Annotated in this window: 25 protein-coding genes and 1 pseudogene; 17 read left to right on the plus strand and 9 right to left on the minus strand. The window is 69.6% G+C overall.

Annotated elements, in window-relative coordinates:
* Positions 1–70: 70 nt before the first annotated feature.
* From ABZ915_RS28835 to ABZ915_RS28845, 3 genes are all read left to right on the plus strand, one after another.
* Positions 71–517, plus strand: coding sequence for a helix-turn-helix domain-containing protein (locus tag ABZ915_RS28835; protein ID WP_361809241.1), 447 nt, complete (start codon positions 71–73; stop codon positions 515–517).
* A 62-nt stretch (positions 518–579) separates the two neighbouring features.
* Positions 580–1,137 carry a ParH-like protein gene (locus ABZ915_RS28840; protein WP_361809244.1) on the plus strand — a complete coding sequence of 186 codons (558 nt, stop codon included), beginning with the start codon at positions 580–582 and terminating at the stop codon, positions 1,135–1,137.
* The gene (locus ABZ915_RS28845; RefSeq protein WP_361809247.1) at positions 1,130–2,341 is read left to right on the plus strand and encodes an MAB_1171c family putative transporter; all 1,212 of its coding nucleotides are present in this window, start codon (positions 1,130–1,132) and stop codon (positions 2,339–2,341) included. The genes ABZ915_RS28840 and ABZ915_RS28845 overlap by 8 nt, the downstream gene beginning before the upstream one ends.
* Before the next feature lie 217 nt (positions 2,342–2,558).
* Here ABZ915_RS28845 and ABZ915_RS28850 read toward each other — a convergent pair whose 3' ends face one another.
* A complete protein-coding gene (locus ABZ915_RS28850) occupies positions 2,559–3,749 on the minus strand; it encodes an acyl-CoA dehydrogenase family protein (RefSeq protein ID WP_361809250.1) in 1,191 nt (396 codons plus the stop codon).
* Between the two features lie 65 nt (positions 3,750–3,814).
* Here ABZ915_RS28850 and ABZ915_RS28855 point away from each other — a divergent pair, with 65 nt between their 5' ends.
* From ABZ915_RS28855 to ABZ915_RS28865, 3 genes are all read left to right on the plus strand, one after another.
* Positions 3,815–4,414 (plus strand): TetR/AcrR family transcriptional regulator, encoded by a 600-nt coding sequence (locus tag ABZ915_RS28855; protein ID WP_361809253.1) that lies wholly within the window; start codon positions 3,815–3,817, stop codon positions 4,412–4,414.
* A gap of 117 nt (positions 4,415–4,531) precedes the next feature.
* The gene (locus tag ABZ915_RS28860; RefSeq protein ID WP_361809256.1) at positions 4,532–5,164 is read left to right on the plus strand and encodes a TetR/AcrR family transcriptional regulator; all 633 of its coding nucleotides are present in this window, start codon (positions 4,532–4,534) and stop codon (positions 5,162–5,164) included.
* Between the two features lies 1 nt (position 5,165).
* Positions 5,166–5,597: a thioesterase family protein gene (locus ABZ915_RS28865; RefSeq protein WP_361809259.1), complete on the plus strand. Its 432-nt coding sequence runs from the start codon at positions 5,166–5,168 to the stop codon at positions 5,595–5,597.
* Between the two features lie 212 nt (positions 5,598–5,809).
* Here the strand turns inward: ABZ915_RS28865 and ABZ915_RS28870 are convergent, their stop codons facing one another.
* Positions 5,810–6,769 carry an NADP-dependent oxidoreductase gene (locus tag ABZ915_RS28870; RefSeq protein ID WP_361809262.1) on the minus strand — a complete coding sequence of 320 codons (960 nt, stop codon included), beginning with the start codon at positions 6,767–6,769 and terminating at the stop codon, positions 5,810–5,812.
* A 460-nt stretch (positions 6,770–7,229) separates the two neighbouring features.
* The gene (locus ABZ915_RS28875; RefSeq protein WP_361809265.1) at positions 7,230–8,153 is read right to left on the minus strand and encodes a zinc-binding dehydrogenase; all 924 of its coding nucleotides are present in this window, start codon (positions 8,151–8,153) and stop codon (positions 7,230–7,232) included.
* A 150-nt stretch (positions 8,154–8,303) separates the two neighbouring features.
* Between ABZ915_RS28875 and ABZ915_RS28880 the strand changes: the two genes are divergently transcribed.
* Both ABZ915_RS28880 and ABZ915_RS28885 read left to right on the plus strand, forming a co-directional pair.
* Positions 8,304–8,876 carry a helix-turn-helix domain-containing protein gene (locus tag ABZ915_RS28880; RefSeq protein WP_361809268.1) on the plus strand — a complete coding sequence of 191 codons (573 nt, stop codon included), beginning with the start codon at positions 8,304–8,306 and terminating at the stop codon, positions 8,874–8,876.
* A 146-nt stretch (positions 8,877–9,022) separates the two neighbouring features.
* The gene (locus ABZ915_RS28885; RefSeq protein ID WP_361809271.1) at positions 9,023–9,517 is read left to right on the plus strand and encodes a hypothetical protein; all 495 of its coding nucleotides are present in this window, start codon (positions 9,023–9,025) and stop codon (positions 9,515–9,517) included.
* Between the two features lie 6 nt (positions 9,518–9,523).
* Here ABZ915_RS28885 and ABZ915_RS28890 read toward each other — a convergent pair whose 3' ends face one another.
* Positions 9,524–10,996 carry a HAMP domain-containing sensor histidine kinase gene (locus ABZ915_RS28890; protein ID WP_361809274.1) on the minus strand — a complete coding sequence of 491 codons (1,473 nt, stop codon included), beginning with the start codon at positions 10,994–10,996 and terminating at the stop codon, positions 9,524–9,526.
* Positions 10,983–11,663, minus strand: a complete 681-nt coding sequence (locus ABZ915_RS28895; protein WP_361809277.1) for a response regulator transcription factor — start codon at positions 11,661–11,663, stop codon at positions 10,983–10,985. Before ABZ915_RS28895 ends, ABZ915_RS28890 begins: the two co-directional genes overlap by 14 nt.
* Positions 11,664–11,791: 128 nt before the next feature.
* On the opposite strand from ABZ915_RS28895, the gene ABZ915_RS28900 reads away from it, so the two are divergent.
* The gene (locus ABZ915_RS28900; protein ID WP_361809280.1) at positions 11,792–13,333 is read left to right on the plus strand and encodes a glycosyltransferase family 39 protein; all 1,542 of its coding nucleotides are present in this window, start codon (positions 11,792–11,794) and stop codon (positions 13,331–13,333) included.
* Between the two features lie 253 nt (positions 13,334–13,586).
* Here ABZ915_RS28900 and ABZ915_RS28905 read toward each other — a convergent pair.
* Both ABZ915_RS28905 and ABZ915_RS28910 read right to left on the minus strand, forming a co-directional pair.
* Positions 13,587–13,897 (minus strand): annotated as a pseudogene (locus ABZ915_RS28905) (IS982 family transposase); the annotation flags it as partial.
* A 3-nt stretch (positions 13,898–13,900) separates the two neighbouring features.
* Positions 13,901–14,266 (minus strand): hypothetical protein, encoded by a 366-nt coding sequence (locus ABZ915_RS28910; protein ID WP_361809283.1) that lies wholly within the window; start codon positions 14,264–14,266, stop codon positions 13,901–13,903.
* On the opposite strand from ABZ915_RS28910, the gene ABZ915_RS28915 reads away from it, so the two are divergent.
* A complete protein-coding gene (locus tag ABZ915_RS28915; RefSeq protein ID WP_361809286.1) occupies positions 14,265–15,149 on the plus strand; it encodes a helix-turn-helix transcriptional regulator in 885 nt (294 codons plus the stop codon). The genes ABZ915_RS28910 and ABZ915_RS28915 overlap by 2 nt on opposite strands.
* A gap of 385 nt (positions 15,150–15,534) precedes the next feature.
* On the opposite strand, the gene ABZ915_RS28920 is transcribed toward ABZ915_RS28915, so the two are convergent.
* A complete protein-coding gene (locus ABZ915_RS28920; RefSeq protein ID WP_361809289.1) occupies positions 15,535–17,019 on the minus strand; it encodes an MFS transporter in 1,485 nt (494 codons plus the stop codon).
* A gap of 241 nt (positions 17,020–17,260) precedes the next feature.
* On the opposite strand from ABZ915_RS28920, the gene ABZ915_RS28925 reads away from it, so the two are divergent.
* The 4 genes from ABZ915_RS28925 to ABZ915_RS28940 all read left to right on the plus strand — a co-directional run bounded on the left by ABZ915_RS28925 (position 17,261) and on the right by ABZ915_RS28940 (position 21,811).
* Positions 17,261–18,190, plus strand: coding sequence for a helix-turn-helix domain-containing protein (locus ABZ915_RS28925; protein WP_361809291.1), 930 nt, complete (start codon positions 17,261–17,263; stop codon positions 18,188–18,190).
* A 413-nt stretch (positions 18,191–18,603) separates the two neighbouring features.
* Complete coding sequence (locus ABZ915_RS28930; RefSeq protein ID WP_361809293.1) at positions 18,604–19,668, plus strand: sugar ABC transporter substrate-binding protein; 1,065 nt, start codon at positions 18,604–18,606, stop codon at positions 19,666–19,668.
* Positions 19,669–19,865: 197 nt separating this feature from the next.
* A complete protein-coding gene (locus ABZ915_RS28935; RefSeq protein WP_361809296.1) occupies positions 19,866–20,873 on the plus strand; it encodes an MsnO8 family LLM class oxidoreductase in 1,008 nt (335 codons plus the stop codon).
* A gap of 308 nt (positions 20,874–21,181) precedes the next feature.
* The gene (locus ABZ915_RS28940) at positions 21,182–21,811 is read left to right on the plus strand and encodes a TetR/AcrR family transcriptional regulator (RefSeq protein ID WP_361809299.1); all 630 of its coding nucleotides are present in this window, start codon (positions 21,182–21,184) and stop codon (positions 21,809–21,811) included.
* A gap of 79 nt (positions 21,812–21,890) precedes the next feature.
* Here the strand turns inward: ABZ915_RS28940 and ABZ915_RS28945 are convergent, their stop codons facing one another.
* Complete coding sequence (locus tag ABZ915_RS28945) at positions 21,891–22,754, minus strand: oxidoreductase (protein ID WP_361809302.1); 864 nt, start codon at positions 22,752–22,754, stop codon at positions 21,891–21,893.
* 151 nt (positions 22,755–22,905) lie between these two features.
* Between ABZ915_RS28945 and ABZ915_RS28950 the strand changes: the two genes are divergently transcribed.
* From ABZ915_RS28950 to ABZ915_RS28960, 3 genes are all read left to right on the plus strand, one after another.
* Positions 22,906–23,781, plus strand: a complete 876-nt coding sequence (locus tag ABZ915_RS28950) for a helix-turn-helix transcriptional regulator (protein WP_361809305.1) — start codon at positions 22,906–22,908, stop codon at positions 23,779–23,781.
* Positions 23,782–24,094: 313 nt separating this feature from the next.
* A complete protein-coding gene (locus ABZ915_RS28955) occupies positions 24,095–25,003 on the plus strand; it encodes an NADP-dependent oxidoreductase (protein ID WP_361809308.1) in 909 nt (302 codons plus the stop codon).
* Positions 25,004–25,085: 82 nt separating this feature from the next.
* Positions 25,086–25,559 (plus strand): hypothetical protein, encoded by a 474-nt coding sequence (locus tag ABZ915_RS28960; RefSeq protein WP_361809311.1) that lies wholly within the window; start codon positions 25,086–25,088, stop codon positions 25,557–25,559.
* Positions 25,560–25,743 lie beyond the last annotated feature (184 nt).

A 25,743-nucleotide genomic window follows, 5' to 3' on the forward strand; every position in this document is an offset into this window, starting at 1 on the left:
GGGATCAGCAGCTAGGATGAACGGAGGTGGTTACCGCCCAACTGGTCGGGGTTGCGGGGACGGAGGGCACGTGACGGGCGAAACTGACTCCGTGTCGACGCCGTTGGAGTCGACACTGGCGGACCGCATCGACGCACTGTTCCGGGTCGTCCGCCGACCAGACCGTGAGCAGTACAGCCACGAAGAGGTTGCCCGTGCCTGCCGCGAGGCGACAGGGGAGAGTTTCTCCGCCACGTATCTGTGGCAGTTGCGTACGGGGCGCCGGGGCAACCCCACCAAACGTCACTTGGAAGCTCTGGCACAGTTTTTCGATGTCCCGGTCGTGTACTTCTTCGACGACGAACAGGGCGCCGTCATCGCCAAGGAACTGGAGCTGCTCGGTGCGCTGCGCGACGCCGAGGTCCGCAGCGTGGCGCTGCGCGCGGTCAACCTCTCGCCCGAAGGTGTCGGCACCATCAGCGACATGATCGACGTCATCGCCCGCCGCGAGAGCGAAGCAGGGAGCGGAGGGCCGTAACCGATCCTCTCGCTCGTGCTCGGCAAAGTCCGCGGGTCCTGGTGGCGGTGAGAGGACGGCTTGTGCGTACTGACCGGCGAAGGCGGCAGTGGCGGCAGTGGCGACAATGTCAGCGGATCGTCGACCAGCTCGTCCTGCCCGACCCGTTCGACGTCCACGATTTCATCCGTGCTCTCGCGCGTACCCGTGGCCGCCCGATCGAACTGGTCGCTGTCCCCTCCCAGTTCGACGTCCCGTGCGGGGTGCTGGTCACCACCGACCGTGCCGACTACATCGTCTACGCCCACGACACCACACCACTGCACCAGCAGCACATCCTGTTACACGAGGCCGCCCACGTCATCTGCGGCCACTACGAGAGGGCGTCCGCCCCGCCCGCCACCGCTCACGTTCTGCTGCCCGACCTGCCCCCGGCGCTGGTCCGACGAGTCCTCAGCCGGAGTGTGTACACCGAGCCGCAGGAGCAGGAGGCCGAACTGGTCGCCTCGCTCATCCTGACCCGCGTGGCGCAACTCGCCCGGACCGGCCCGGCCGTTCCGGAGCGGTCGCAGCTGCGCACACTGTTCGGACAGCCCCGGGGACGCGAGTCCGCCCGCGACAGGGGCCGCGCGAATGGCTGACCTCGGCACTCTGCTCGCCGCCGGCGTCTTCGTCGCCTTCGCGGTCCACCGTGCGATCACCATCCGGCGGGGGGCCGACCCCGCACAGCGGTACATCGCCGGCTTTGCCGGGTGCATGGGAACGGCGATGCTGTTCAGAGCGCCAGTGATGGTGTCCGCCCTGCACTCGCTGCGGCCGCTGGATGCCGTGGTGGTCCTGGTCACCCACGAACTGAAGACCTGCGCGCAGGCCATGCTCCTCTTCGTGGCACTCTCGCTCAAGCCTTCCCGCCCCGCTCGGCGTTCGGTACAGCGGCAGATCCTGCTGGCCGCCGCGGTACTGGTGATCGGGGCCGTGGCCCTGCTCGCCGCGGGCGCGCGGGCCGAGAGCGGGCCGGCCGCCGCCCCGGTGGGCCAGCGGTGGATCCTCGCGTCGTACAACGTGCTCTTCGCCACCTACGGATCCTGGTGCCTGCTCGTCCTGGTCCGCGAACTCTCCCGCCAGTCACGTCAGTTGGCAGCAGGTCCACTGCGTACCGGCCTGCGACTGATGATGCTCGCCGGGCTGGTGGGCACGGTGTGGACGCTGTGGGTGCTGACGTACATCCCCACCAACCTGGCTCACGGGCTGCAGGCGCCCAGCGAGGATGCGGTGTGCAGCGCGCTCGGCGCCGTCACCGCCGTCCTCGCCACCGGCGGGGCCACCGCCACCTGGTGGGCGCCTTTCTCCGAGGGCCCGCTCGGCGCGCCCGGCCGCTGGCTGTTCGCCTACCGCGCCCACCGGGCCCTGGAACCCTTGTGGTCGGCTCTGCGCACCGAACTCCCGCAGATCGCCTTGGACGCATCCACCGCCACCCGCCGCCCGGCCCCGTGGAGGGCCGAGTTCGCCCTCTACCGCCGCGTCATCGAGATTCGCGACGGCCACCTCGCCCTGCGCCCTTACGTCCCTACCGACGTTCCCGCCTGGGCCGCCGAGGCCGCGGACCGCTCCGCGGACCGCCGCGCGGTCCTGGAAGCCGCCACGATCGCTGCGGCACTGGAAGGCAAACGAGCCGGACACCGTCAAGTCGGCCCTCACCCTCCCGGGCCCGCACCTCAGCAGATAGCGGGCACGATCGCCGCCGAGGCCGCGTGGCTGCTGCAAGTCGCCACCGCCTTCACCTCTTCCTCCACGGTCGCGGCGGTACGCGCCCGAGCCCGCGACACCTGCGACGCTGCTGCGTGATGCGTGGTTCAGGCCGAGGGTTGGTGGCACACGGCCGTCGGCCAAGCGGGGACCGGAGATCATCTCCTGGGTCGTCTCACCGTCGAGCCAGCACACTTGCCCGGGGCTGCCGTCGCCGGTGTCGAACAGGCAGCACACTCCGCCGCCACCGACGACCAGCGGCCAGCCGGGCGGGCACGAGCTCACGTACAGTCCTGCCTCGCCGGGGCGATCACCTTCAGCGGGATCGGGGCAGGCCGAGGGCGGTCTCGGCGATGAAGTTGAGGGCGAGTTCCTGGGAGACGGGGGTGGAGCGGAACATCCGGGTGTCCAGGTAGTGGTCGACCAGACCCTGGTTCTCGTCCCATCCGGCTGCGCCGAAGGTCTGGAGTGTCTGGTCGGCGGCCTGGTAGGCGACGTCGGCGGCCAGGAGTTTCGCCATGTTGGCGGCTGTGCCCACGGTGACGGTGTCGGATCCCTGGTCGAAGAGGGCGGCGGCCTTGTAGGTGAGGAGGCGGGCGCTCTCCAACTCGGTGTGGGTGCGGGCGAGCGGATGGGCGATGGCCTGGTAGGCGCCGATGGGCTGGTCGCCGAAGATGTTGCGGCTCTTCGCGTAGCCGATGGCGCGGTCGAGCAGATGGGCAGCACCGCCCAGGGAGATCGCGGTGAACAGGACGCGCTCGATGTTGAGCGCGTCGAAGAGGTGGATGATGGCCTCGTGCTCGGCGCCGATGATGTCGGCGGCGGGAACGCGGACGTCGTTGAAAGTGATCTTCCACTGCCGCAGCCCCTCCCGCTCGCCGAGCCGCTGCTCGGTCAGGGTCACGCCCTCGGCGCGGGGATCGACGAGCATGGCCGTGAATCCGGCCAGCCGGGGAAGGCCGCGTTCCCTGCGCTGCTCTTTGGAGAGCGACCGCGCGACGAGCAGGAGGCGGTCGGCGATGTCGGCGCCGGAGATGTAGGCCTTCTCTCCGTCGACGAGCAGGTGGTCGCCGTCGCGGTGGGCGTGGGTGCTCATCCGGGCGAAGTTGTGCCCGGCCTCGGCTTCGGTGAAGCCCATCCCGATGACCAGCGAGCCGTCGGCGATCGCGGGCAGGTGGCGGGCGCGCAGTTCCTCAGTCCCTGCGACCGTGATGAGCCGCGCTGTGGCGTTGGTGAGCACGGGCAGGATGAGCATCAGTCCGCGGGCTGCGAACGCCTCGAGGGACAGTGCTGCGGCCAGCAGTCCCTGGCCGGTGCCTCCATGTTCCCGGGGAACGAGGAAGCCCATCGTCCCGGCGGCGCAGTAGTCCTTCCAGAAGCCGGGGTGGTGCTGTCCGTGCTCCAGGGTGTGTCGGCGTATCTCCAGGGCGCGATCGGCCCAGGTCTCGGCCGTCTTCTGGGTCTGGGTCAGTAGTGCGTGCTGCGTGTCGGTCAGGGTGAAGTCCATCTTTCCTCCTTCGTCCGCCGTACCGTAACAGCGTCCCGAAACGTTGTCACGATACGATCGGCACCATGCCCAGACCCAAACAGCGCACCGCAGAACTCCGCGACCACGTGCTGACGGCCGCCCTCGAGCTACTGGTCCGCGACGGGGTCGCCACCTTCACCGCCCGCAACATCGCCCGCACGGCGGGCACCTCGACCCCGGCCGTCTACGAACTCTTCGGCGACAAGAGCGGCCTGGTCAGGGCCGTGTTCTTCGAGGGATTCCGACTGCTGCGCCGCTACCTGGAAACCCCCGCCGACACCGGCGACCCGCTCGAGGACCTGATCGGCCTGGTCGCCGCCTATCGCGCCTTCATGCGCGAGAACCCGGTGCTGGCCCAGGTGATGTTCTCCCGCCCGTTCAGCGACTTCGACCCCACCGAAGCGGAACAGGAGGCGGGCGCCGCCGTCCGCAGGATCGTCGTCGACCACGTCGGAGGCTGTGTCGACGCCGGCCGGCTCCGCGGCGACCCCATCGACATCGCCCACGCCGTCGTCGCCTTGACCCAGGGCCTGGCGCTGGCCGAGGCCGCACGGCGACTGGGCTCCACCGAGACCTCCATCGACCGACGCTGGGACCTCGCCGTCCGCGCCCTCATCGCCGGCCTCGGGCGGCCTGCCACCTGACGGGCCGCTCGCCGCTTCGGTGAGGCGGGACGCCAGTGCTGATCCGCCCATGCATCACATGTTTCACGCGCACCGTGGGACAGAACTTTACTGATCTGTCAGTATAGTCGCGTGGAGATGAAGACCGATGCTGGTGAGAAGCTGCTCGCGGCGGCTTCCGAGCTGTTCTACGCCCAGGGCATCGGGGCGGTGGGAGTCGATGCGGTGGTGGCGCGGTCGGGTGTGTCCAAGCCGACGCTGTACGCCCAGTTCGGTTCCAAGGACGGACTGATCGCCGCGGTGCTGGACCGCCGGCGGTGGACCAGACAGCGGGCCCTGAGCGAGTTCCTGGACGGGCTGTCGTCAGGGCCGGAGGAGAAGCTGCTGGCAGTCTTCGACTGGCTTGCCCTGGGACATGCCAAGCCCGGGTTCCGGGGCTGCCCGTTCACCAACGCCGCAGTGGAACTCCCCGACGCCGACCATCCCGCGCGAGCGGTGATCCTGGCCTACAAGACCTCGCTGCGCACCACCCTGGCCGGACTGGCGGCCGATGCCGGCCTGGCCGACCCCGAGGAACTGGGATCGGACCTGCTGCTGCTGATCGACGGCGCGAACGCACGCGTGGTCCACAGCGGTGACCGCACCGCCATGCGCCGCGCCGGATCAGCCGCGGCCCGGCTCATAGCCGCCGCCCGCACGCCGCGCGGCAGCGAAGCTTGCGCACCTGACACCAGTACGCGGAAGAACGACCCCGAGGACCCGGAGGACTGAGATGCAGGCGAGTCTCCAGCCGAACCTGACCGCGAGAACGCAGTACGAGGTCCCTCTCGACCGCACGGTGCCGCACCTGCTCCCCGAAGCACCGCACTTCACGCAGATGCCCGAGGTCCTGGCCACGGGCTACCTCGTCGGACTGGTCGAGTGGGCCTGCATGCAGGCCCTGGACGGGCACCTCGACGAGGGGGAACGCACCCTCGGTGTACATGTCGACCTCAGCCACGAGGCTCCCACTCCGCCCGGCCAGAACCTGATCATCGATGTCGAGCTGATCAAGGTGGAAGGACGGATCCTGACCTTCGAGGTCACGGCCCGCGACGAAGCGGCCGTCGTGTGCCGGGGCACCCATCAGCGCGCGGTGATCAGCCTCGAAAGGTTCGAGACGAAGCTGTCCGCCCGCACAGCCGGAGCGGTGAAGCCGGCATGAGTGACCTCACACCACATCGCTGGACCGGCGGCGCTGGACCAGGCAGACGGCCCTGACCGAGTTCCTGCCGGTGGCCACCGGTCGACGTCGATCAGACCGTTTCCCGTTCTGTGGCGTCGACCGAATGCCGCGGCGGCCCTTCTGGCGAGGGTGAGGCCTGGTCATCTCAGCCGTGAGGGGACCTCGGTGGCCTCGGGTGCGTCAGAACTCGGTCAGGGGATCAGCACGATCTTCCCCTTCACATGGCCGGTCTCGCTGAGTTCGTGCGCCTTGGCGACCTCTGAGAGCGGAAGGGTCTGCTGGACGGCGACCCGCAATTGTCCGCGGGAGGCGAGGGCGATGAGGTCCGCCAGGTCTTTCGCGTTCGGAGCGACGGTGACGTCGGTGAACCGGATGCCCCGTTCCTGAGCCTTCGCGCGTACTTCCGGACGGCCCGGATTGGGCTGACGCACGTCCACGCAAACGCCGCCGGGAGGCAAGAGCGTCAGCGAGCGATGGCCGTAGTCGTCGCCCAGCGGGTCCAGGACCACATCGACGCCGTCCCGGATCACCCTGGTGAAGTCCTCCGACGTGTAGTCGATCACTTCGTCCGCGCCCAGCCGGCGCAGGAAGGCGTGCTTCTCCAAGCGTGCGGTGCCGATCACATGTGCTCCGTGCGCCTTGGCGATCTGCACCGCGAAATGCCCGACGCCACCGGCTGCCGCGTGGATCAGCACCCGCTGCCCAGGGGAGACCTGAGCCTTCGCCAGGGCCTGCCAGGCCGTCAGTCCTGCCGTGGCCAGTCCTCCTGCCTGGACCAGGTCCGCCCCGGATGGAACGTGGGCCAGCATGTCGGCCCGCGCGAGGGTGTACTGCGCCTGCGCACCACCTGGCGGGTAGACCATGCCGTACACCCTGTCGCCCGGGTCGAAGCCGGTTACTTCACCGCCCATCGCCTCCACCTCGCCGGCGAGGTCCATGCCGGGCGTGAACGGCGGTTGGAGGAACCGGTGGTTGGCGAGCCCGGCGCGGATCTTCCAGTCGGCGGGGTTGACGCCGGCCGCACGGACGCGGACCAGCACTTCACCGGGACCGGGTACGGGGCGCTCGGCCCTGGCGACCTGGAGGACTTCGGGACCGCCGTAGCCGGTCTGGCGGACGGCATACATGGAGTGAGCGGTACTGGTGGGCATGGGCGTGTTCCTCGGTTCTCGGGTTTCGGCAGCGCCGGGCCGACCTGGCGCTCAAGAGGGCCGCTGCGGCGGCCGTCCAGGATCAGGCCACGTGCAGCGGGGTCGGGGTGTGAAGCAGTTCGACGGCGCGGATTCGGTCAGCGCGCTGGTCGGCCGCAGGGGCGAGCATCAGTGCGTCGGCTTGCTTGCGTGCGTGCGTGCGGCACGGCACGGCTCGGCTCGGCTCGGCTCGGCTCGGCTCGGCGAGTGGGGCATGCCCGTGCGAGGGGTTCCGACGGCGGTGCGGACGTTCATCGCCCGGAGCTGCCCGCCGGATGGCGAGTCCCGCACGGCGTCGCTCTCGGCATCGGTGGAGGTACGGCCGCGGGGCAGCATCATGCGGTCCGGAAGTGCTGTGCCGCCCGGTGCTGCGACGGGCGGGGCGACGTGCGTGGCGCCGGGGCAGGGAAGAAACGCTCGGCTACGGGACGCGCACGACCATCCGACCATCCAGCTCACGACGGCTCAGGGCTGCCAGCAGATGGGGGGTCTCCTCCCAGGAGGCCGCACCGGTGACCTGGGGATCAAGGCGTCCCGACTCGGCAAGACGCGCCAGCAACTCCAGCCTCCGCACGCCGCGGCCTGCTTCGCGCTGTCCGTCGGTGTTGTTGACGCTCACGAGCCTCGCTCCGCGGTGCATCGCGAACCAGAAGAAGGGCACGCTCGCGGTTTCCGGGACGGTCTGCGCCAGCGACGCCACGACCCCGTTCTCGGCCACCAGCGCCATCGCCCGGCTGAGGACCTCGCCGCCCACCAGATCCACGATCAGGTCGAACGGCCCACTGGTCTCGTCGGTGGTCACGGTGGTCAGCCAGTCGAAGGCCCGCAGCTGCTTACGCCTCCCGGGCGAGCCGATCAGTCCGGTGACGTGGGCGCCCGCCAAGTGGGCCAGTTGTACCGCGAGCCGGCCGACACCGCCCGTCGCGCCGGTGACCAGTACCCGGGACCCGAGCAGAAAGCCTCCCGCTTCCAGGCCTGCGAGCGCGGCGAGTCCGCTGTTGGGCAGTGCGGCCGCCGCCTCGTCCGAGAGGGTGTCGGGGATCGGCACGACCAGGGAGCTGTCGAGCGCGGCGCGTTCGGCCCAGCCTCCCCCACGCGTGGAGGTGTAGCCCATCACCCGTGTGCCCGCTGCCGGCCCGGAGCCGTCGGCCGCCTCCTCGACGACGACACCGACGACGTCCAGCCCGACGATGCGACCGGGCGGGGAGAACCGGATCGAGTGCAGGTCACCCCGGCTGGCGGTCGATGCCGAGACCCGCACCAGGAGCTCACTGCCCGTGCGGTCGGGCTCCGGCACCTGCGTGAACTCCACCGAGCCGTCCTTCGTCGTGGTCAACGCACGCATGTCGGTCTTCCTCTCAGCCATTCATCCATGCGGGAACGCCCGCCACGATGCCCAGACAGGCGCCGACAGCGGAAGTGGACTAGGGTGCCCACTTAGAGACCGTAACACGCAAGTGGGCACCCCCGCCCACTTTCACTTCGAGATGGCGGCATGACCGATCAGGACGAAACGCGACGAACCCTGCGCTCCGACGCGGAACGCAACCGAGACCGCATCGCCGGCGCCGCCCGCGCCGCCTTCCGCGAACTCGGAGCCGACACACCGATGAAGGAGATCGCGAAGCGCGCAGGCGTGGGCACCGCCACGCTCTACCGGCGCTTCCCGACCCGCGAGGACCTCCTGGCCTACGTCTTCACCGACCGGCTCACCGGATGTGAGGACTCAGTACACACCGCGCTGAACCACCCCGACCCCTGGCAGGGCCTGGTCGACCACATCAACCACCTCGCCCACCTCCAGTTGGAGGACCGGGCGTTCACCGCGGTGTTCCTGTACGAGTTCCCGCCGGACAGCCCGGTCAGCCACTCCCGCGCCGAGGCCGGAAAAGCACTGCACCAACTGCTCGACGCGGCGAAGACCGCCGGCGACCTCCGCCAGGACGTCGACGCGAACGACATCATGCTGCTGCTCAAGGCGAACGACGGTGTACTGCGCTGGTCGGGCGATCCCGCCCAGGAGAGCCAACGCCTCATCGAGCGGTTCCTCCGCTCCCTCCATACCTGACCGGTCCGCCCACGCCCGGCGCCCACGAGGAGTCGCGGCACGCTGCCGCCGAGTGCGTCGCCCTGCTGCGTACCGCGAAGCACCGATCCGGTCTCTCTTGCCGGGCGTTGGAACGCAAGGCTCGAAAGGTCGGCGACCACTTGCCGGTGAGCACCCTGGCGAGCACGCTCAGCCGGGGGTCGCTACCGAGACGGGACGTGGTGGCGGCACTGGTCCGGGCGTGCGGCGGTGACCCGGCGACGGTGAAGGAATGGGTCGAGGTGCATGTGGCGCCGGCCCAGCGGGAGAGCTCCGCACGAGCGGAGGACGTGCCCTGGTCGTCCCAGGCGCTGCCGGGCCTCGCCGCCGACGGCGGTGACGAGGATGAGGGCGGCGGGACCGGCCGGCAGCTCGTGCCGTGCCTGCTCCCGGCGGACCAGGCCTTGTTCGTGGGTCGGCAGAACGAGTTGAGCACGGCATGTCGGCTGCTGGACCGGGAGGGACCCCCCGAAATGACCGGCCGCATCCATCTCTACCGCACCCTGCCGGCCCGGCGACAGACGCTGATCGTCCTGGACAACGCGGCCGATGCCCGGCAGGTCAGTGACCTCCTTCCCAACGGAGCACGCTGCGCCGTCGTCGTCACCAGCCGGACCACGTGAAGCGCGCTATTTCTCGGCCGGGGTGGGGGCTTGGGGAAGGCGTAACTGGAAGCATGCGCCGAGGGTCCGGGGGGTGAGGATGAGGGTGCCTCGGTGGCGGTGGGCCAGGTCGCGGGCGATGGCGAGGCCCAGGCCGGTGCCGCCGTGGTCGCGGGAACGGGCGTCGTCGAGTCGGACGAAGCGCTCGAAGATGCGCTCGGCGTCCTCGGTGGGCACACCCGGTCCGTCGTCGTGCACCGTGAGGACGACCCAGGCGTCCTGGTTTCGGATGGTGATCTGGATGCGGTGTGCGGCGTGGCGGGCGGCGTTGTCGATGAGATTGCGCAGCAGCCGTTCGTATTCGTCGGGGTTTCCGTGTGCGTGTGCGGGGGCGGTGCTGTCGCAGGTGAGGGTCAACGGTCGTTCGTTGAGGGGGTATTGCTCGGTCAGGCGAGAGGCGAGGGCTGTCAGGTCGACGGTTTCGGGGCCGGCTGAGGGGGTGCGGGTGTCGAGGCGGGCGAGGAGCAGCAGGTCTTCGGCGAGGGCCTGGAGGCGGCGGGTCTGTCGTGCGGCGGTGGTCGCCGCGGCGGGCCAGTCGGTGCGTTCGGGGTAGGCGAGCGCGACTTCCAGGCTGGCCAGCAGTGTGGTGAGGGGGCTGCGCAGTTCGTGGGCGGCGTCGGCGACGAAGCGGCGTTGCTGGGCGGCGGCGTTGTCGAGGCGTTGGAGGGTGGTGTTGATGGTGGTGGCCAGGGCGGTGATCTCGTGTCCCGTGGCGGGGACGGTGACGCGTTCGCGGGGGTCGCTCGCGGTGACCGAGGCGGTGAGGACGCGGATGGCTTCGACCGGCCGCAGCGCTCTCCGGACGGCGAAGTAGGCGACGGCGGCGATCAGTACGAGGCTGACGAGCCCGGCCCGCAGCAGCAGGCGGTCGGTGGTCTTGGTGACTGCCTCGGCTGTGTGCGGGAGCACCACCACATAGACCCGCAGCTTGGCTTCGGCGGCGACGCCCAGAGCGGCGACTTTGTCACTGCTCAGTTCCTCGGCGCTGATATCGGCGGACATGACCATGTAGGTCCTGCCGGCCATATCGAATCTGTCCCTGGCGTTGTCGTCGCGGCGCACCGGTATGCGGATGGGACGGATCGTCAAGAGCCCGGGCCAGGCCTCCGATGGGGCGGGCAGCACATGGCGGGTGCCGGGATCGAAGTCGTCCATGCCTCCGCCGTAGGCGACAGCGGAGCGTCGGCCGCTCGCGACGACCTCGTACGGCACGGCGTTTCTGCGAACGGGAACCACACCCTGGTTCAGCTGATCGACGAGAGCCCAGAGCTGTTCCTGGGCTTGTTCTTCGGCGATCCGCGTGCCCTCGCCGTAGACGTCGCGGTGTACCCACCAGCCGATACCGACCAGGATGACGGCGGCGGCCGAGGCGGCGGCCAGGGCCGCGCGGGCTCGTACCGAACGCGGCCACCAGCGGCGTCGCGGCTCAGCCGCGTTCACGGTCGTCCACCAGCCGGTAGCCGGTACCCCGTACGGTCTGCAGGGACTTCCGGTGGAACGCGGCGTCCACCTTCTTGCGGAGGGCGCTGACGCGCGCCTCCACCAGGTTGGGATCCTCGGCTTCGTCGGGCCACGCGTGATAGAGCAGATCCGCTTTGGAGACCGCCTGGCCCGCCCGACGGGCCAGCAGCTCCAGCACTGCGAACTCCCGGGGTGTGAGTTCCACCCGGGTCCCGGCCCGGCGGCAGACCCGGCCGGCGACATCCAACGAGAGGTCGCCCACGGCAAGAACGGGCTGGGCGACCGTGGCGGCTCGTCTGACCAGGGCCCGCAGCCGTGCGACGAGCACCATGTAGGAGAAGGGTTTGGCCAGGTAGTCATCGGCCCCCGTGTCCAGGGCCTCTGCCTGATCCCAGTCCCCGTCCTTGGCGGTGAGTACCAGGATGGGGGTCGCGTTGCCCTCCCGGCGCAGTTGGGCGCAGACCTTGTAGCCGTTGAGTCCGGGCAGCATCAAGTCCAGTACGACGAGGGCATATTCGCCGGTCCGGGCCATCCACAGTCCCTGTCGGCCGTCATGGGCGAGGTCGACGCTGTAGCCCTCGGCGGTCAGACCGGTGTGCAGGGTGCGGGCAAGGTCCACCTCGTCTTCGATCACCAGGATGCGCATGTGGTGCAGCCTCGCACAGCGCCGGCCCGCCTTCCTGATCGGCCGGTCAGGTTGGGTCAGCCTCCGGTCAACGAGGTCCGGGCACGCTGGCGGCGTTTCTTCGCCACTGCTGAAAGGCCCTGCCGCCGATGTCCCTTGATGAACGTGCCCCCGCCGCGGCCAGGACGGTTTCCCCTCCCGTGCCCGCCCGTCGACAATCGCCGAGGCCGGCCAAAGCCGTTGTCGTCATCGCGCCCTTGCTGCTGACCATCGCTCTGGGGCTGTGGGGTATCCGCAGGAAGAACACTATGTGGGGGGACGAGTCCGTCACCTATCAGCTCGCGCACCGCGATCTTTCGCGGATATGGCGCACCGCCCAGCATGTCGATCTGGTCCATGCCCTCTACTACGCCGTGATGCATGAGATCTTCGGTCTCTTCGGCGGTGGGCTGCTGCCCTTGCGGCTGCCGTCTGTGCTGGCCATGTCCGTGGCGGCGAGCGGAGTCGGGCTTCTGGGGCTACGCCTGGCGGGACCCCGTGCCGGGCTGCTGGCCGGGCTGCTGTTTCCGCTCCTTCCCCAGGTGCAGAAGTACGCGCAGGAAGGCCGCTCGTATGCCATGGTCTGTGCCCTGGTCACCTGGGCCACCTATGCGCTCGTGGTCAGCGTCCCGCATCGTGCCCGGTGGCGGTGGGCGGTCTATGGATCCACCATGCTGCTGGCCTGTCTGCTCCATGAGTTCGCGGTCCTCGCCCTGGTCGCACACGGCGTCACACTGGCCGTCTCCCGTGTTCCACGACCGGTGCTGAGGGCGTGGAGTGTGGCTGCCGCGGCCGTTGTGGCCGGGCTGTTGCCGCTGGCGATCCGCAGTGCGGGGCAGTCGGAGCAGGTGTCCTGGATCAGCGGACCGGTGCGGCTTCGTTATTTCCTGGTTGTGGCGGTCGTGGGCGTGGTGTGTGCCCGAGCGCCCCTGAGGGGGAAGGGACCCGTGCGGCTCTCCGCGCTGGCCGTGCCGATTCTTGTGCTTCCGGGTCTTCTGCTGCTGACCACCTCACTGGTCAAGCCCCTTTTCGTCGACCGGTATGTGCTCTACAGCAATATCGGAATCGCCTTGCTGCTGGGGGCCTGGATGGACTACTTCCACCGGCGGCAGCGGTCTTCCCGCTACGCGTGTTTCGCGGCGGTTGCCGTACTGGCCGCGCTCGTCCCGCCGAGCCTGGCGCTGAGGACGCCCCAGAGCCGGAGCAATGACGTCACCGCCATCGGCGTCGCCATACGCAAGGAAGGCCGTCCCGGCGACGGGCTGCTCTATCTCTCCGGCCGGTGCCGGGCCTGGACCGCGGCCAACCCCGAGGACGCCCGTTTCCTGACAGATCTGGCCCTGGCGCAGGATCCCGTTTCGTCTGACACACTTGCGGGTGTCGAGCTTCCCGCCCAGGACATAGCGGCACGCATGCTGGTATTCGACCGGATCGTCGCGGTCCGCGACCCGGCGGGTGCGCACCCGCCGACCAACCCGCAGGAGGAAGCGAAGACAAGGACCCTGCGGCGCCACTTCCGCGAGTACGGAACAACCCATGTCAACGGGGCGCGAGTCACCGTGTATGTCCGAGACCACGACCCGTCTCCGAAGGCCGGTCCTGGAACCAACAGCCCGGGAGCGCTGTCTCGACCCGGAAGCCACGGACCCTGACTTGCCGGTCGCTGCTGCCGTGGGCAGGCTGCGGCTGTTCTCCGCCGCTGCCCAACTCATCGCGATCGCACGCCAACGGCGCCTGCGATTCGCCCGCCACTGGCCATGGACGGAAAAGATCAGTCGGCTCGGCACCTGAGCCACCGACCGGACCGCGGCAACCGGCAGGGGCGCCTACGGTTCCCTGAAGGTGTCTGGCCGTTGGGGAGGGGAAGGCGTGTCGTCGCTGGAGAAGATCGCTGGTCGCCGGGCTGAGCTGGAAGCCCCAGAGGAACCGCGAGTGGCTGCGGCAGTAGCCGTAGCCGGCGTGTCCGGCCGGCTCGGAGCGATTGACTGACTCGCGGGAGGCCGCGCACGGCAGTGGGGTGGAGTCGATCAGCCGCAGGTCGGCGGAGCCAGAGCCGGGCCGAGGGGAAGCCCAACAGCACTTGCTTGCGCCACGGCCAGGCACAGCAGTTCCGCGTCCGACAGCTTCGGCGGCCGCCCGATCCGGCAACAAGGCGGCACACGGTCGTCGATGAACACGTACAGGGCTGCCAGACGGGCGTCCAAGCCGGAAGTCACGGTTCAGCCGCGGGCGATGGACTGTTCGATGAGTGCCACCGTGGCGCGGGGATCGTCGACCTCGATGACGAGGCGGTCGTAGCTTTCGGCGTCGGCGAGTTCGATGACGACCGCCTTGTCCGGGTTCTTCACGTCCCAGAAGAGCCGTTCACCGTCGCGGCGGAAGCGGCCGGCGGTGATCACGCCGGGGAAGTGGGTGCCACCGACGCGGATACCCTTCGGTTCGCGTGCGATGCCGGGGTCGTGGGTGGCGCCACGCACGTGGGTGAGGGGGATTTCCAGGCGGCTCTTGAGAGTCCAGAGCTTGTCGAGGCCCTGGAATTCGGCGGTCAGCAGGCCGCGTTCGCGGTCGATGGAGATCAGGGCCATGTCAGTGCTCCTTGGGGGCGGTCGGCTGGGCGCGCAAGCGCAGGCCTTCTACCGTGCACTGGAAACCGAGGAAATCCTCGGCCACGACCAGCACACCGTAGCCAGCCTGGTCAAAAATGCCCGTCCCGTCGCAGTCCTCGAATCCGACGCACCGGACAGACGGCACAGCGTCCAGCACGAAGAGATCATGAACGCGGCCGAAGTCGGCAGCGAAATGCGGGTCGCGCTGACCCTCAAGGGGATGGCGTGGGGGGTATTGGTATTGCTGAGGGAGAGGGGCAGCAGACCCTTCTCGACGACCGACGCCGTGAACGCCGGGCGGCTCTCCAGACCCTTGGCCGGTACGCTGAGACAGTACGTCGCCGGTCGGTTCCTGCGTCCCGTCCGTAGCGCACCCGCGCCAGGCGTTGTGTTGATCGACAGCAGCGACACGATAAGAGCCGTGACCGGAACCGGCCGCGAATGGGTGCGCAGGCTCGTGCCGGAGAATGTGACGGCCGACGAGGACGAGATATTCGCGCACGTCTGGAATATCGCCCTCGCGGCACGCCAGCCGGGCCGTCAAGCACTGAGCCGTATCCCCGGGCCTGACGGGTGGATCGTATTGCAGGCCCAACCGCTCGACGAACCAGGCCCCGGCGGGGTGGCCGTTACCATCCAATCCGCTTCATCCGACGTGCTGTTACCCGCCGCGGCCGTCCTGTACGGGATCACCTCGAGGGAGCAGGCGGTTATCAGGCGGGCTCTCGACGGACTGGCCGTCAAACAGATCGCCCGCAGTCTGAATCTTTCCTTGCACACCATCAACGATCACTTCAAAGCCATCTACCGAAAGACCGGCGTCAACAGCCGCGAAGAACTCATCGCCAGCCTTTCGAGATGACCTGTCCGGAGGAGACGAGCAGTTCTGCGCCGGGATGGCCGACAACGACCACGACGGGGTCCTCGTCCATGCGACGACCGTACTGCGACCGGCCAAGCCGCGACCACCGAGTCGGGAGATGTTGCTGCGGCTGGTCAGCCATAGCAGTCGCGTGATCACCGAAGCGAAAGACGACGAACTACAACTGCCGTGTCAGAAGCAGCCGCGGACCATGTGGTGACGGCGCTTCACCTTGGAGGAGGAGTTGCCACGCCGGCACGTCGCGGCCGAGCTGACGGCCATTCTGGGCTTCATGATCGTGGAGGGACGAGAGGGGCCCGAGGGCCAATGGGGCGCTGAAGATCCTCAGCGGCCTGGACGGGCCGAGCGGAACCAAATGAGGGGGTCAGCCACGGGGCAGGAGGAGGCGGGACAGCGCGGCGGTGGCGATGAGGAGGGCGGCGACGGTGAGGAGACCGATGCGCATGCCCGGGAGGGAGAAGCCTCCGCCGGGGCCGGAGAGCAGGCTGCCGAAGAGGGCGACGGCAAGCGCACCGCCCGTCTGGCGGAGCGAGTTGAGCAGCCCCGACGCGGTCCCCGCTCGCTCCCCCGGGACGGCGTCCATCAACAGCGCGGTCAGCGCGGGCACCACGAGCGCCCCGCCGACGCTCAGCGGCAGCAGCAGGACCAGCACCAGCCACACCGGGGTGTGCGCGGCCAGCGGCAGCATGGCCAGCATCGCTCCTGTGAAGATCAGCTGGCCTGCGACGATCACCGGCCGCCGCCCGATCCGCTCCGCCAGCCGCGGCGAGACCAGGTTGGTCGCCGTCACCACCGCCGACATGGGGACGAACATCAGCCCGGCCGCGATCCCCGACATCCCGCGCAACTGCTGGTAGTACAGCCCGAGGAGGAAGATCCCGCCGTAGAAGGCCGCGTTCACGGCGAAACCGACCGCCAGTGGGACGCTCACCCGGCGGTCCATCAGCATGCCCAGCGGGACCATGGGCTGGCGGTGCCGGGCCTCCACCAAGCGGAAGGCGCACCCGGAGGCGACGGCGATCGCGGCGGCGGCCAGCACGGGGCCGCTGGTCCAGCCCAGGTGACCGCCCTCGATCACCGCGAACGCCAGCCCGGCCAGGGCCAATACGGCGGTGAGCTGGCCGCCGCCGTCCACCGCGGCGGGCCGGCGCGTGGAGCGTGGCACCCGGACCAGCAGGCTCAGGATCACCGCGCCCACCGGGAGGTTGAGCAGGAAGACCGCCCGCCAGCCGGCCGACTCGGTGAGCAGCCCGCCCAGCACCGGACCCGCGGCCATCGCCACCGAACCGCCGACCGTCCACAGCGCGATGGCGCGGGCACGCGCCCGGGCGTCCTCGTAGGCCTGCCGGATCAGAGCCAGCGAGGCCGGCATCACGACCGCGGCGGCGGCGCCCTGCGCCACACGCGCGCCGACCAGCACGCCGATGCCGGGCGCCAGTGCGCAGCCGAGGGAGGCGAGGGTGAACAGGGCCACGCCCCAGGCGTAGGCGCGGCGGGCGCCCGCACGGTCGGCGAGGGCGCCGGCAGACAGCATCAGGGCCGCGAACATCAGGGTGTACGCGTCCACCACCCACTGTAGTCCGGTCATCCCGCCGCTGAGGGACTTCCCTATCGCGGGCAGGGCGATGTTCACGGCCGAGACGTCGATGGTGATCACCGTGAAGCCGAGCAGCGAAGCGACCAGCGCGACGCCGCCGCGCCGCGGTCCGGTGGGGGCGTCGGCGGGCGGCGCGGCTGGTCGGGACCGGTGCGGCTGTCGTCGCCGGAGCGTGGACGCCGACGTCTGCTGACCGTGCCCGTGGACGGACGCGCTGGACTTGGAGGTGGCACGGGCAGGGACGGACCGCACGATGAACTCCTCTGTGTACAAAGGAAACTGGCTGCCGATCGGAGGGCGGGCGGCACCGGACTGCCGGGGCCGCGGTCCTGTGCCGTGCACTCCCTGGGCCCCGGCGGCCGGGCCGCCCGCCGCGGGAACAACTCTCCGCTCTCACGTGGCCGCCTGGCAGACCGGGCTGTTCCCGGGGTGCGGCGTTCCAGGTCCTGACAGGGCCCCCCACGTTCCCGGTGCGCCTGCCACAATGGGCCGAATGGCAGTAGCAGACGCACGGGGCACCGAGCTCGGCAGATATCTGAAGGCCCGCAGGGCGCAGGTCCGCCCGGAGGACGTCGGCCTCCCGGTCGGCGCGGGACTGCGCCGTACTCCCGGACTGCGCAGGGAAGAGTTGGCCGCGCTGGCCGGAGTGAGCGTCGACTACTACATCCGCCTGGAGCGCGGCCGGGAGACCAACCCTTCCGCCGCCGTCGTGGACGCCCTCGGCCGCGCCCTGCGACTGCGCGGCGACGCTTACGAACGCCTGCACGAGCTCGCGGAGTTGGCCTCCGGCCGGATCGGTGAACTGCCCGCCGCCTCCGATCACACCGTCCGCGACTCGGTGCTGCGGATGCTGGAGTCGGTGCGTCCGCTCCCCGCATACGTGGTGAGCCGCTACAACCGCGTACTGGCCGCGAACCCGTCCGGCCGGCGGCTGCTGCCCGGGCTCTGGGACTGGCCTCAGGACCAGCGCAACCTGACCCGCTATCTCTTTCTCCACCCGGTCGGCCGGACGCTGTACGAGCCGTGGGAGGAGACGGTCGCGCTCTCGGTGGCGCATCTGCGGGCGGTCGCGGGAGCCGATCCTGACGACCCCGAGCTGACCACGCTCGTCGGGGAACTGGTGCTGAAGTCACCGGAGTTCGCGCGGCTCTGGGAGCGGTACGACGTCTGCGAACGCGGCGGAGGGCAGAAGTCCTTCCGGCATCCGAAGGTCGGACCGATGACCCTGACCTACGAGGTCATGCGACTGGCCCGGACGGGCGGTCAGCGAATGGTGGTCTACCAGGCAGCCCCCGGCACCCCGGACGAGACGGCCATGCTCCGCCTGGACTCCGCGGACACCCGACCGGAGCCGGCGCCCTCGGGTGCTCTGGCCGGACAGGTTCGCCGGGCCGGCGCTGGGGGGCTGGCCCGACGGCAGTGAGGCTGCCATCTTGTGATCACGCATGCCGTGTGCGGCGCCTTACCGGGTGAACTTCGGAGTGATGCCGGGGGCCAGGAGAAGCCGACGGTACTTGCCGTAGTCGTAGCCCTATCACCTCGCTGACCTGCACAGATACCTCGAAGATCAAGACTTACGGTCGCAACTGGATGCGATTAGAATGTTTGTCTGCATAGGTTGGGTAAAGAGGTGATTTTAGCTTCGGCCAGACATGGCATGTCCCTCTTCGCCCCTGCACGGATCAGACCACAAACTCGACACGATTGATGAGATGCATCTGCTGGGCAAGCAAGCCCGCCGCCACCCCACAATCCGACTGAGCTGGTATTTCGCAACCAGCCGTGCCGAGGGGTAGACGGCAGCCGCGCTTCAGGCCCCAGCGCGAGGAAGTACCGATGAGGCTCAACCCCGTCCTCCGCTCCACGGCTTCCGCCCTCGCCGCACTGGCCCTGCTGAGCGCCTGTAGCGGCAGCTCCGGCACCACGGCCACGTCGAGGGGCAAGCTGCTGGTCGGCGTCGACTACCCGCGCTCCGACACCGATTTCTGGAACTCGTACATCAAGTACACGCCGGAGTACGCCAAGCAGCTCGGCCTCGCACTCAGGACCACCAACTCGCAGAACGACATCGCCAACCTCACCGCCAACGCGCAGGCACTGATCCTCCAGGGCGTCAAGGGCATCGCGATGGCCCCGCAGAGCACCTTCGCCATCGCGCCGGTCCTGGCACAGCTGAAGGCAGCGAAGATCCCGGTCGTCACCATCGACACCCGCCCCGACATCGGCAAGGTATACATGGTGGTCCGCGCCGACAACCGCGCCTACGGCGAGAAGGCCTGCAAGTACCTCGGCACCAAACTGGGCGGCAAGGGCAAGGTCGTTATGCTTCAGGGCGACCTCTCATCGAGCAACGGCCGTGATCGCACGCAGGGGTTCAACGCATGCATGAGGACGAACTACCCGGGCATCAAGGTGTTCGGAGAGGCCACCAACTGGGACGGGGCCGTCGCCGCGCAGAAGCTCCAGACCGACCTGTCCGCCCACCCGGACATCAAGGGCATCTATATGCAGGCCAGCTTCGCCCTGTCCGGAACACTCCACGTGCTCAAGCAGCAGGGGCTGATCGTCGGCCCGAAGGACAAGAAGCACGTGTTCGTCGTCTCCAACGACGGCATCCCCAGGGAGCTCAAGAACATCTCCAACGGCAACATCGACGCCACCGTGTCCCAGCCAGTCGACCTCTACGCCAAGTACGCCCTGTACTACCTGAAGGCCGCGATCGACGGGAAGACGTTCAAGCCCGGCAAGACCGACCACGAGAGCACCATCGTGCGAGTCCGCGACGGACTTCTCGAGGACCAGCTCTCCGCGCCGCTCGTCACCGCCGACGGCGGCACGTACGGCGGCATCCCCAGCCTCAAGAGCACCGACGCGTCTCTGTGGGGCAACAGCCTCGACTGACCGGCCGCCGGCGATCGAAGTGGTCTGCGGCCATCTGGTCACCGACTGCTCCGAGCCAGGCCCCAGTGCATCTGGCGCTCAGGAAGGCTCTTCGCCAACCCAGCATCATGCCGGTCACCGACGCCGGGGCCCGGCTGCGGGGCGGCTGAAGCCGGGGCACCAGGGAATCCCACGCTCCCCCGGTTGTTGAAAACGTCGTGAGCTCACCAATCGCAGAAACCCGATTCTCCGTGCTCGACCGCTCCCGCACGCGTGAGGGGCACGACGGCACCGAGGCCCTGCGGGACACCGTAGGACTTGCCCAGGAGACGGAGCGGCTCGGGTACCACCGGTTCTGGGTCTCCGAGCACCACGGAGTGCCCGGCGTCGCCGGCTCCGCGCCCACAGTGCTGGCCGCGGCCGTCGCAGCGGCCACCCGGAGCATCCGGGTGGGGACCGGCGGCGTGATGCTGCCCAATCACCGGCCGCTCATCGTGGCCGAGCAGTTCGGCGTGCTGGAAGCACTCTTTCCTGGGCGGATCGACATGGGCCTCGGCCGTTCCGTCGGCTTCACCGACGGGGTGCGCAAGGCGCTCGGCCGCGACAAGGACGACGCCGATGACTTCGCCGGCCAACTCGCCGAGCTTCTGGGATGGTTCCGGGGCACCTCCCCCACCGGCGTCCACGCACGGCCCGCGGAGGGCCTGACCGTGCCGCCCTTCGTGCTGGCCATGGGCGAGGGCGCCACGATCGCCGCCCGCGCCGGGCTGCCCATGGTCATCGGGGACTTGAGAGACCGCGAGAGGATGCTGCGTGGCATCGAGCGCTACCGGGAGATCTTCCGGCCCTCCGAGTGGGCGAGCGAGCCGTATGTCGTCGTCTCCGGCACGGTCGTGGTGGCGGACACACCGCAGGACGCCCACCAGATCCTGCTTCCCGAGGCGTGGTCGATGGCGCACGCACGGACCCACGGCACCTTCCCGCCCCTGCCGTCGGCCGAACGCATCGAATCCCTGACCATGACCGCCAAGGAACGCGGTTTCTACGAGGCCGGGCTCGTCGGTCACATCGCGGGCACCGAGGATGAGGTGACGCACGAGTTGGAGGTACTACTCAAGGAGACCGGGGCACAGGAGGTGCTCGTCACGACCAGCACGTACGACCGAACAGCGCTGGTGGACTCGTACCGACGACTAGCTCGGATCGCCGGGCTGAAACCGGCATAGACCGTGCAGAACGCGGAGCTGACCGAGCACCGGTCGCGGTGGCGGTGCTGTTGGCCGCTGCGGCGGAAGGCGCGGCCGGAGCGGATTGGGAGAGCCGGCTCAGCCGAATAGACATCGGCCCGTCGTCACTCTTCCGGTGCTCCTTGCTCTGGGCTGAGCCGCAGAGGCAGACGGCATCGACGCGCACGACCCAGACGGGCACCCATCGGGTGGTTCCACCCGTCTTATCACACATCTCGTATGATTGACGAGGTCTTCGAGTAGTGCCATCTATCACACGATGTGTATGTTCCGGATAGGGTCGGTTCATGTCCTCGACGCCCGTCCACCGCCGCCAACCGACCCTGAGCAATCCCCGTGTCCAGCGCACCCGCGTCCGCATCATGACCATCGCGAGGGAGCTCCTGCCCGAGGTGGGGCCGACCGGACTGAGCTACACCCTGCTGGCCGAGCGGGCCGAGGTCACCCGCCAGACCGTCTACCGGCACTGGCCCAACCGCGCCGCCCTGCTCCTCGACCTCATCCTCGAAGGACCGGACCTCGGGGACTATCCCGAGCCGGGCGGCGATGTGCGCGCCGTGGCCACCGCCTGGCTCCGCAGTCTGCGCAACGGCACCAGCGACCCTGCCACCCGTACCGCCGTGCTCGCCGTCACCGCCCACGCCGACCACGACCCCGACAGCGCCCAGGCCCTCGCCCGTCTCATCCAGGACCGGCACGCGGCTCTGAACGCACTGCTGGAACCCTCCGGCGTCCAGATCGACGACGACGAATTCACTCTGCTCTACGGGCCTGTCCTCGCCCGGCTCCTCCTCGACCGCGGCCAGGTCGGCGACACCTTCATCAACGCCGTCGTCACCCAGTGGCTCACCACCTTGGACCACGCGGGCGCCCTGCCTCACTCAGCGAATCCGCCGAGCGTGCGGGTGCCACATTAGGGCGCGGTGACGAACCCGGCCAGGACCGTGCCGCAGGGGGCACGCTGTCACTGGTCCCTGCTTGCACCAGGCGGGGCCATCAGCCGGCGATGGCGTCCAGGTCGGCGACCGCATCGTCCGGCAGCACCAGGCTCGCGGCGGCGATGTTCTCCCGCAGGTGTTCCGGCGAGGAGGTGCCCGGGATCAGCGCGATGTTCGGCGACCGGCGCAGCAGCCAGGCCAGCGCCACCTGCTGGGGCGAGGTTTCCAGCCGGGCAGCGACCTTCGCCAGCGTCTCGGACTGTAGCGGGGAGAACCCGCCGAGCGGGAAGTACGGCACGAAGACGATGTTCGCGGCCGCCGTGCGCTCCACCAGCGCGTCGTCCTGTCGGTTGGCCAGGTTGTACAGGTTCTGCACGGTCACGACGGGCGCGATCGACAGGGCCTCGTCCAGCTGCGTCGCGGTCACCGTGCTCAGCCCGAGATGGCGGATCAGCCCCTGCTCGCGCAACTCGGCCAGCGCCCCGAACTGCTCGGCCAGGGAGTCGTCGTTCGGGGAGTCCGCGTTTCCCCATCGCAGATTGACGACGTCCAGGGCCTCCAGACCGAGGTTGCGCAGGTTGTCGTACACCTGCGCCTTCAGGTCCTGGGGATGCCGGGACAGCATCCAGCTGCCGTCGGCTCCCCGGCGGGCGCCGACCTTGGTGACGATGCGAAGCTGCGCGGGGTAGGGATGCAGGGCCTCCCTGATGAGTTCGTTGACGACCACCGGCCCGTAGAAGTCGGAGGTGTCGATGTGAGTGATGCCCGCATCCACCACCGCGCGCAGCACCGCGAGCGCCCGGTCGCGGTCCTTGGGCGGGCCGAAGACGTGCGGACCGGCCAGCTGCATGGCGCCGTAGCCGACGCGGGTCAGGGTCAGGCCGTCGGCCGGGGTAAGAGTTCCGGCGAACTGTGCTGTCATGTCGTACCTCGCGTGTTGTCGGGCCGCCGAGGCCTTTCCAGGTGGCCTTGCTCTCCACCGTGCGCCGGTCCCCGCTGCCGTGGCTAAGCCCTGCTGTTCCTGGGAGTGACAGGGACAGGCACCGCCGGCCGGGCGGCCGTACGGTGTGGCCATGGACGGATCGACTCCGCTCGGGGAGTTCCTGCGTGCCCGCCGGGCGCTGGTGCGGCCCGAGGACGTGGGGCTGCCCGGGGGCGGCCTGCGCCGGGTGCCGGGGCTGCGCCGCGAGGAGGTCGCGATGCTGGCCGGCATCAGCTCCGACTACTACCTGCGCCTGGAGCAGGGTCGGGACCGCAACCCCTCCGTGCAGGTCCTGGAGGCCGTCGCCCGCGTGCTGCGGCTCGACGCCGACACCACCGCCCACCTCGTCGGCCTCGCCCAGGAGCGGCCCGGCCCGGGGACGGGCTCCGGGCGCCGCACACGGCAGGTGCCGGCGAGTCTGCTCCAGCTCATCGACGGCTGGCCGCGCAACCCCGCCTACGTCCAGAACCGCTACTACGACTGTCTGGCCGCCAACGCCCTCGCCACCGCACTCACCCCGAACTTCCGGCCCGGGGTCAATCTGCTGCGGGCCGTCTTCCTCGACCCGGCGGAGCGCGAGCTGCGCCGCGACTGGGAAGAGCTGACTTCGGAGGCTGTGGCCGCCTTGAGGTCCACGGCCGGGGCGGACGTGGACGACCCGCGGCTGCGCGACCTGGTCGGCGAGCTGTCCTTGCGCAGCGAACGCTTCCGCACCCTGTGGGCCCGGCACGAGGTACGGCCCCGCCGCGGCCGGGTGAGCCATCTGACCCACCCCCAGGTAGGCGACCTCGATCTCCGCTCGCACAAGCTGTCCGTGGACGGCACGGACGGCCTCAACATGGTCGTCTTCCACGCCGAGCCCGGCAGCCGCAGCGCCGAACTGCTCGACATCCTCGGCAGCCTCGCCGCACCCCAGGGCGGGAAGGCCCGGCGGAACGACACGCAGGAGCGGATCGAGGACCAGTAGGCCCCGCTCGGTTCAGAACTCCTGGTGCCGCTCAGGCACGCGAGGTCGAGGCGACATCGATCCGGATCGCTCCGGCCTCGGGCAGCGCCTTGCGCGCGGGCGCGGACGCGGACGCGGGGCTGCTCAGGTGGCCGATGGCAGGCCGGCGCCGCGAGCACGAGCCTGGGCTCACCGGTTTCATACACGGCGTGTGACGTCTACCGCAGCCGCAGCACAGCTCAATCATACGTCTTGTGTGATATACCGGAATCAATCACACACGCTGCATGATTCAGCGGTGGGAGTTGCATCCCCTTCCTTCCAGGAGCTCCTGATGTCTGTTGCGATCACCTTCTCCGAGTACGGCGCGCCCGACGTGCTGACCCTGTCCGACGTCCCAACGCCGGAGCCGGGTCCGGGCCAGGTCCGCATCCGGGTCCGCGCCGCTGCCGTCAATCCCATCGACCTCAGGATCCGCTCCGGCGGGATGGCGGGGATCATGCCTGTCCAGTTCCCCGTGATCCCGGGCCAGGACGTCGCCGGGGTGGTCGACGAGGCGGGCGAAGGCAGTGGCTTCTCGCCCGGTGACGAGGTCTTCGGCTCGGTGCACTTCGGCGGCTACGGCGAGTACGTCCTGCTGGACCAGCCGTTCGCGAAGCCCGCCACGGTGTCGTTCGAGTCCGCGGCGGCCATGGTCACGGTCGGTGAGACCGCCTACCGGGCGCTCGAACACCTCGCCATCGCCCCCGGGCAGACCCTGCTGGTCCACGGTGCGGGCGGTGCCGTCGGTGCCGTCGCGGTGCAGCTGGCTGTCGCCCGCGGCCTCACGGTGGTCGGCACCGTCGGCGAGCACGACTTCGACCGCATCAGCAGGCTCGGGGCCACGGCGGTCCGCTACGGCGAGGGCTGGGCGGACCGAGTACGAGGCGCCGTGCCAGGAGCGGTGGACCGCGTGTTCGACACCGCCGGCACGGGTGTCCTCGCCGAGTCCATCGCCCTGACCGGCGCTGCCGCGCGGGTCATCACCATCGCCGACCTGACCTTCGCCGAACACGGGGTGCGCTTCACCGGACTCGACCCGGCCGACCGGTTCCCGCAGGCCCTGCCCCTGCTGGCCGACCTCATGGTCCGCGGTGAGCTCGACGTGCCGGTGTGGCGCACCTTCCCCCTCGGTGAGGCCGCCAAGGCGCACGCCGAGATCGAGGCCCACAACAACAAGGGCAAGGTCGTCCTCCTGCCCTGACCCGTCCCCCACCCCCGCCGAGGCGCCGGCCGCCCGGCGGGGGTCGAAGTCCATTACTGAATCACAAAGGAGTGCACCAGCAATGAGCACCCGGACCGCGATACCCGACGCCGACGTCGTCCGGATCATCGCGGCGTACTACGATGCCGTCGATTCCGGGGACGCCGCCCGCGTCTCCCACACCTACCTCGCGGCGCCGACCACGACGCTGCAGTTCAACGCCGACGACCCCATCGTGACCGTCGAGGCCATCCAGGAGTTCACGGCACGGTTCTTCCACGTCGTCTCCGACATCGCACACACGATGATCGACATCTGGACCACCCCGCTGATGGGCAACGTCGTGCCGGTGAACCTGGCGCCTGCCCGGTCCGCCTCCACCGTGACCGTCGTGTCCACCGCCCTGCCCACCTTCTCCGTCGACACGGGCTCGACGGTGACACGCCTCGCGCTGCCGGCGACCTCGATCTTCACCATCGACATCGCGTCGGGGAAATTCGTCTCGGTCCACAACATGTTCGACATCGCCAAGGTCTACGCAGCCGTCAACGGCTGAAGGCAGCAACACGGAAGCAGCCGGCTCCCCCGGATTTCCGTCACGTGTGCCGCCGGGCACGCCCTGTCCGGGGGCCGCTCGGCTCATGACAGGCTTGCACCGAGGTGACCGCAGGCCGCAGGGCCGGCCGATGCCGCGACCTGGACGGGAGTGGCGCAGCACAGCAGGCTGCCGTCCCCGAACC

Source organism: Streptomyces sp. NPDC046915, assembly GCF_040644935.1.
GTDB lineage: Bacteria > Actinomycetota > Actinomycetes > Streptomycetales > Streptomycetaceae > Streptomyces.

Coding starts and splice junctions, on each gene's coding strand:
- ABZ915_RS28845 (WP_361809247.1), top strand. CDS start 1,130: ATGGCTGACCTCGGCACTCTGCTCGCCGCCGGCGTCTTCGTCGCCTTC.
- ABZ915_RS28850 (WP_361809250.1), bottom strand. CDS start 3,749: ATGGACTTCACCCTGACCGACACGCAGCACGCACTACTGACCCAGACC.
- ABZ915_RS28855 (WP_361809253.1), top strand. CDS start 3,815: ATGCCCAGACCCAAACAGCGCACCGCAGAACTCCGCGACCACGTGCTG.
- ABZ915_RS28860 (WP_361809256.1), top strand. CDS start 4,532: ATGAAGACCGATGCTGGTGAGAAGCTGCTCGCGGCGGCTTCCGAGCTG.
- ABZ915_RS28865 (WP_361809259.1), top strand. CDS start 5,166: ATGCAGGCGAGTCTCCAGCCGAACCTGACCGCGAGAACGCAGTACGAG.
- ABZ915_RS28870 (WP_361809262.1), bottom strand. CDS start 6,769: ATGCCCACCAGTACCGCTCACTCCATGTATGCCGTCCGCCAGACCGGC.
- ABZ915_RS28875 (WP_361809265.1), bottom strand. CDS start 8,153: ATGCGTGCGTTGACCACGACGAAGGACGGCTCGGTGGAGTTCACGCAG.
- ABZ915_RS28880 (WP_361809268.1), top strand. CDS start 8,304: ATGACCGATCAGGACGAAACGCGACGAACCCTGCGCTCCGACGCGGAA.
- ABZ915_RS28895 (WP_361809277.1), bottom strand. CDS start 11,663: ATGCGCATCCTGGTGATCGAAGACGAGGTGGACCTTGCCCGCACCCTG.
- ABZ915_RS28900 (WP_361809280.1), top strand. CDS start 11,792: ATGTCCCTTGATGAACGTGCCCCCGCCGCGGCCAGGACGGTTTCCCCT.
- ABZ915_RS28915 (WP_361809286.1), top strand. CDS start 14,265: ATGTCAGTGCTCCTTGGGGGCGGTCGGCTGGGCGCGCAAGCGCAGGCC.
- ABZ915_RS28910 (WP_361809283.1), bottom strand. CDS start 14,266: ATGGCCCTGATCTCCATCGACCGCGAACGCGGCCTGCTGACCGCCGAA.
- ABZ915_RS28925 (WP_361809291.1), top strand. CDS start 17,261: ATGGCAGTAGCAGACGCACGGGGCACCGAGCTCGGCAGATATCTGAAG.
- ABZ915_RS28930 (WP_361809293.1), top strand. CDS start 18,604: ATGAGGCTCAACCCCGTCCTCCGCTCCACGGCTTCCGCCCTCGCCGCA.
- ABZ915_RS28940 (WP_361809299.1), top strand. CDS start 21,182: ATGTCCTCGACGCCCGTCCACCGCCGCCAACCGACCCTGAGCAATCCC.
- ABZ915_RS28945 (WP_361809302.1), bottom strand. CDS start 22,754: ATGACAGCACAGTTCGCCGGAACTCTTACCCCGGCCGACGGCCTGACC.
- ABZ915_RS28950 (WP_361809305.1), top strand. CDS start 22,906: ATGGACGGATCGACTCCGCTCGGGGAGTTCCTGCGTGCCCGCCGGGCG.
- ABZ915_RS28955 (WP_361809308.1), top strand. CDS start 24,095: ATGTCTGTTGCGATCACCTTCTCCGAGTACGGCGCGCCCGACGTGCTG.
- ABZ915_RS28960 (WP_361809311.1), top strand. CDS start 25,086: ATGAGCACCCGGACCGCGATACCCGACGCCGACGTCGTCCGGATCATC.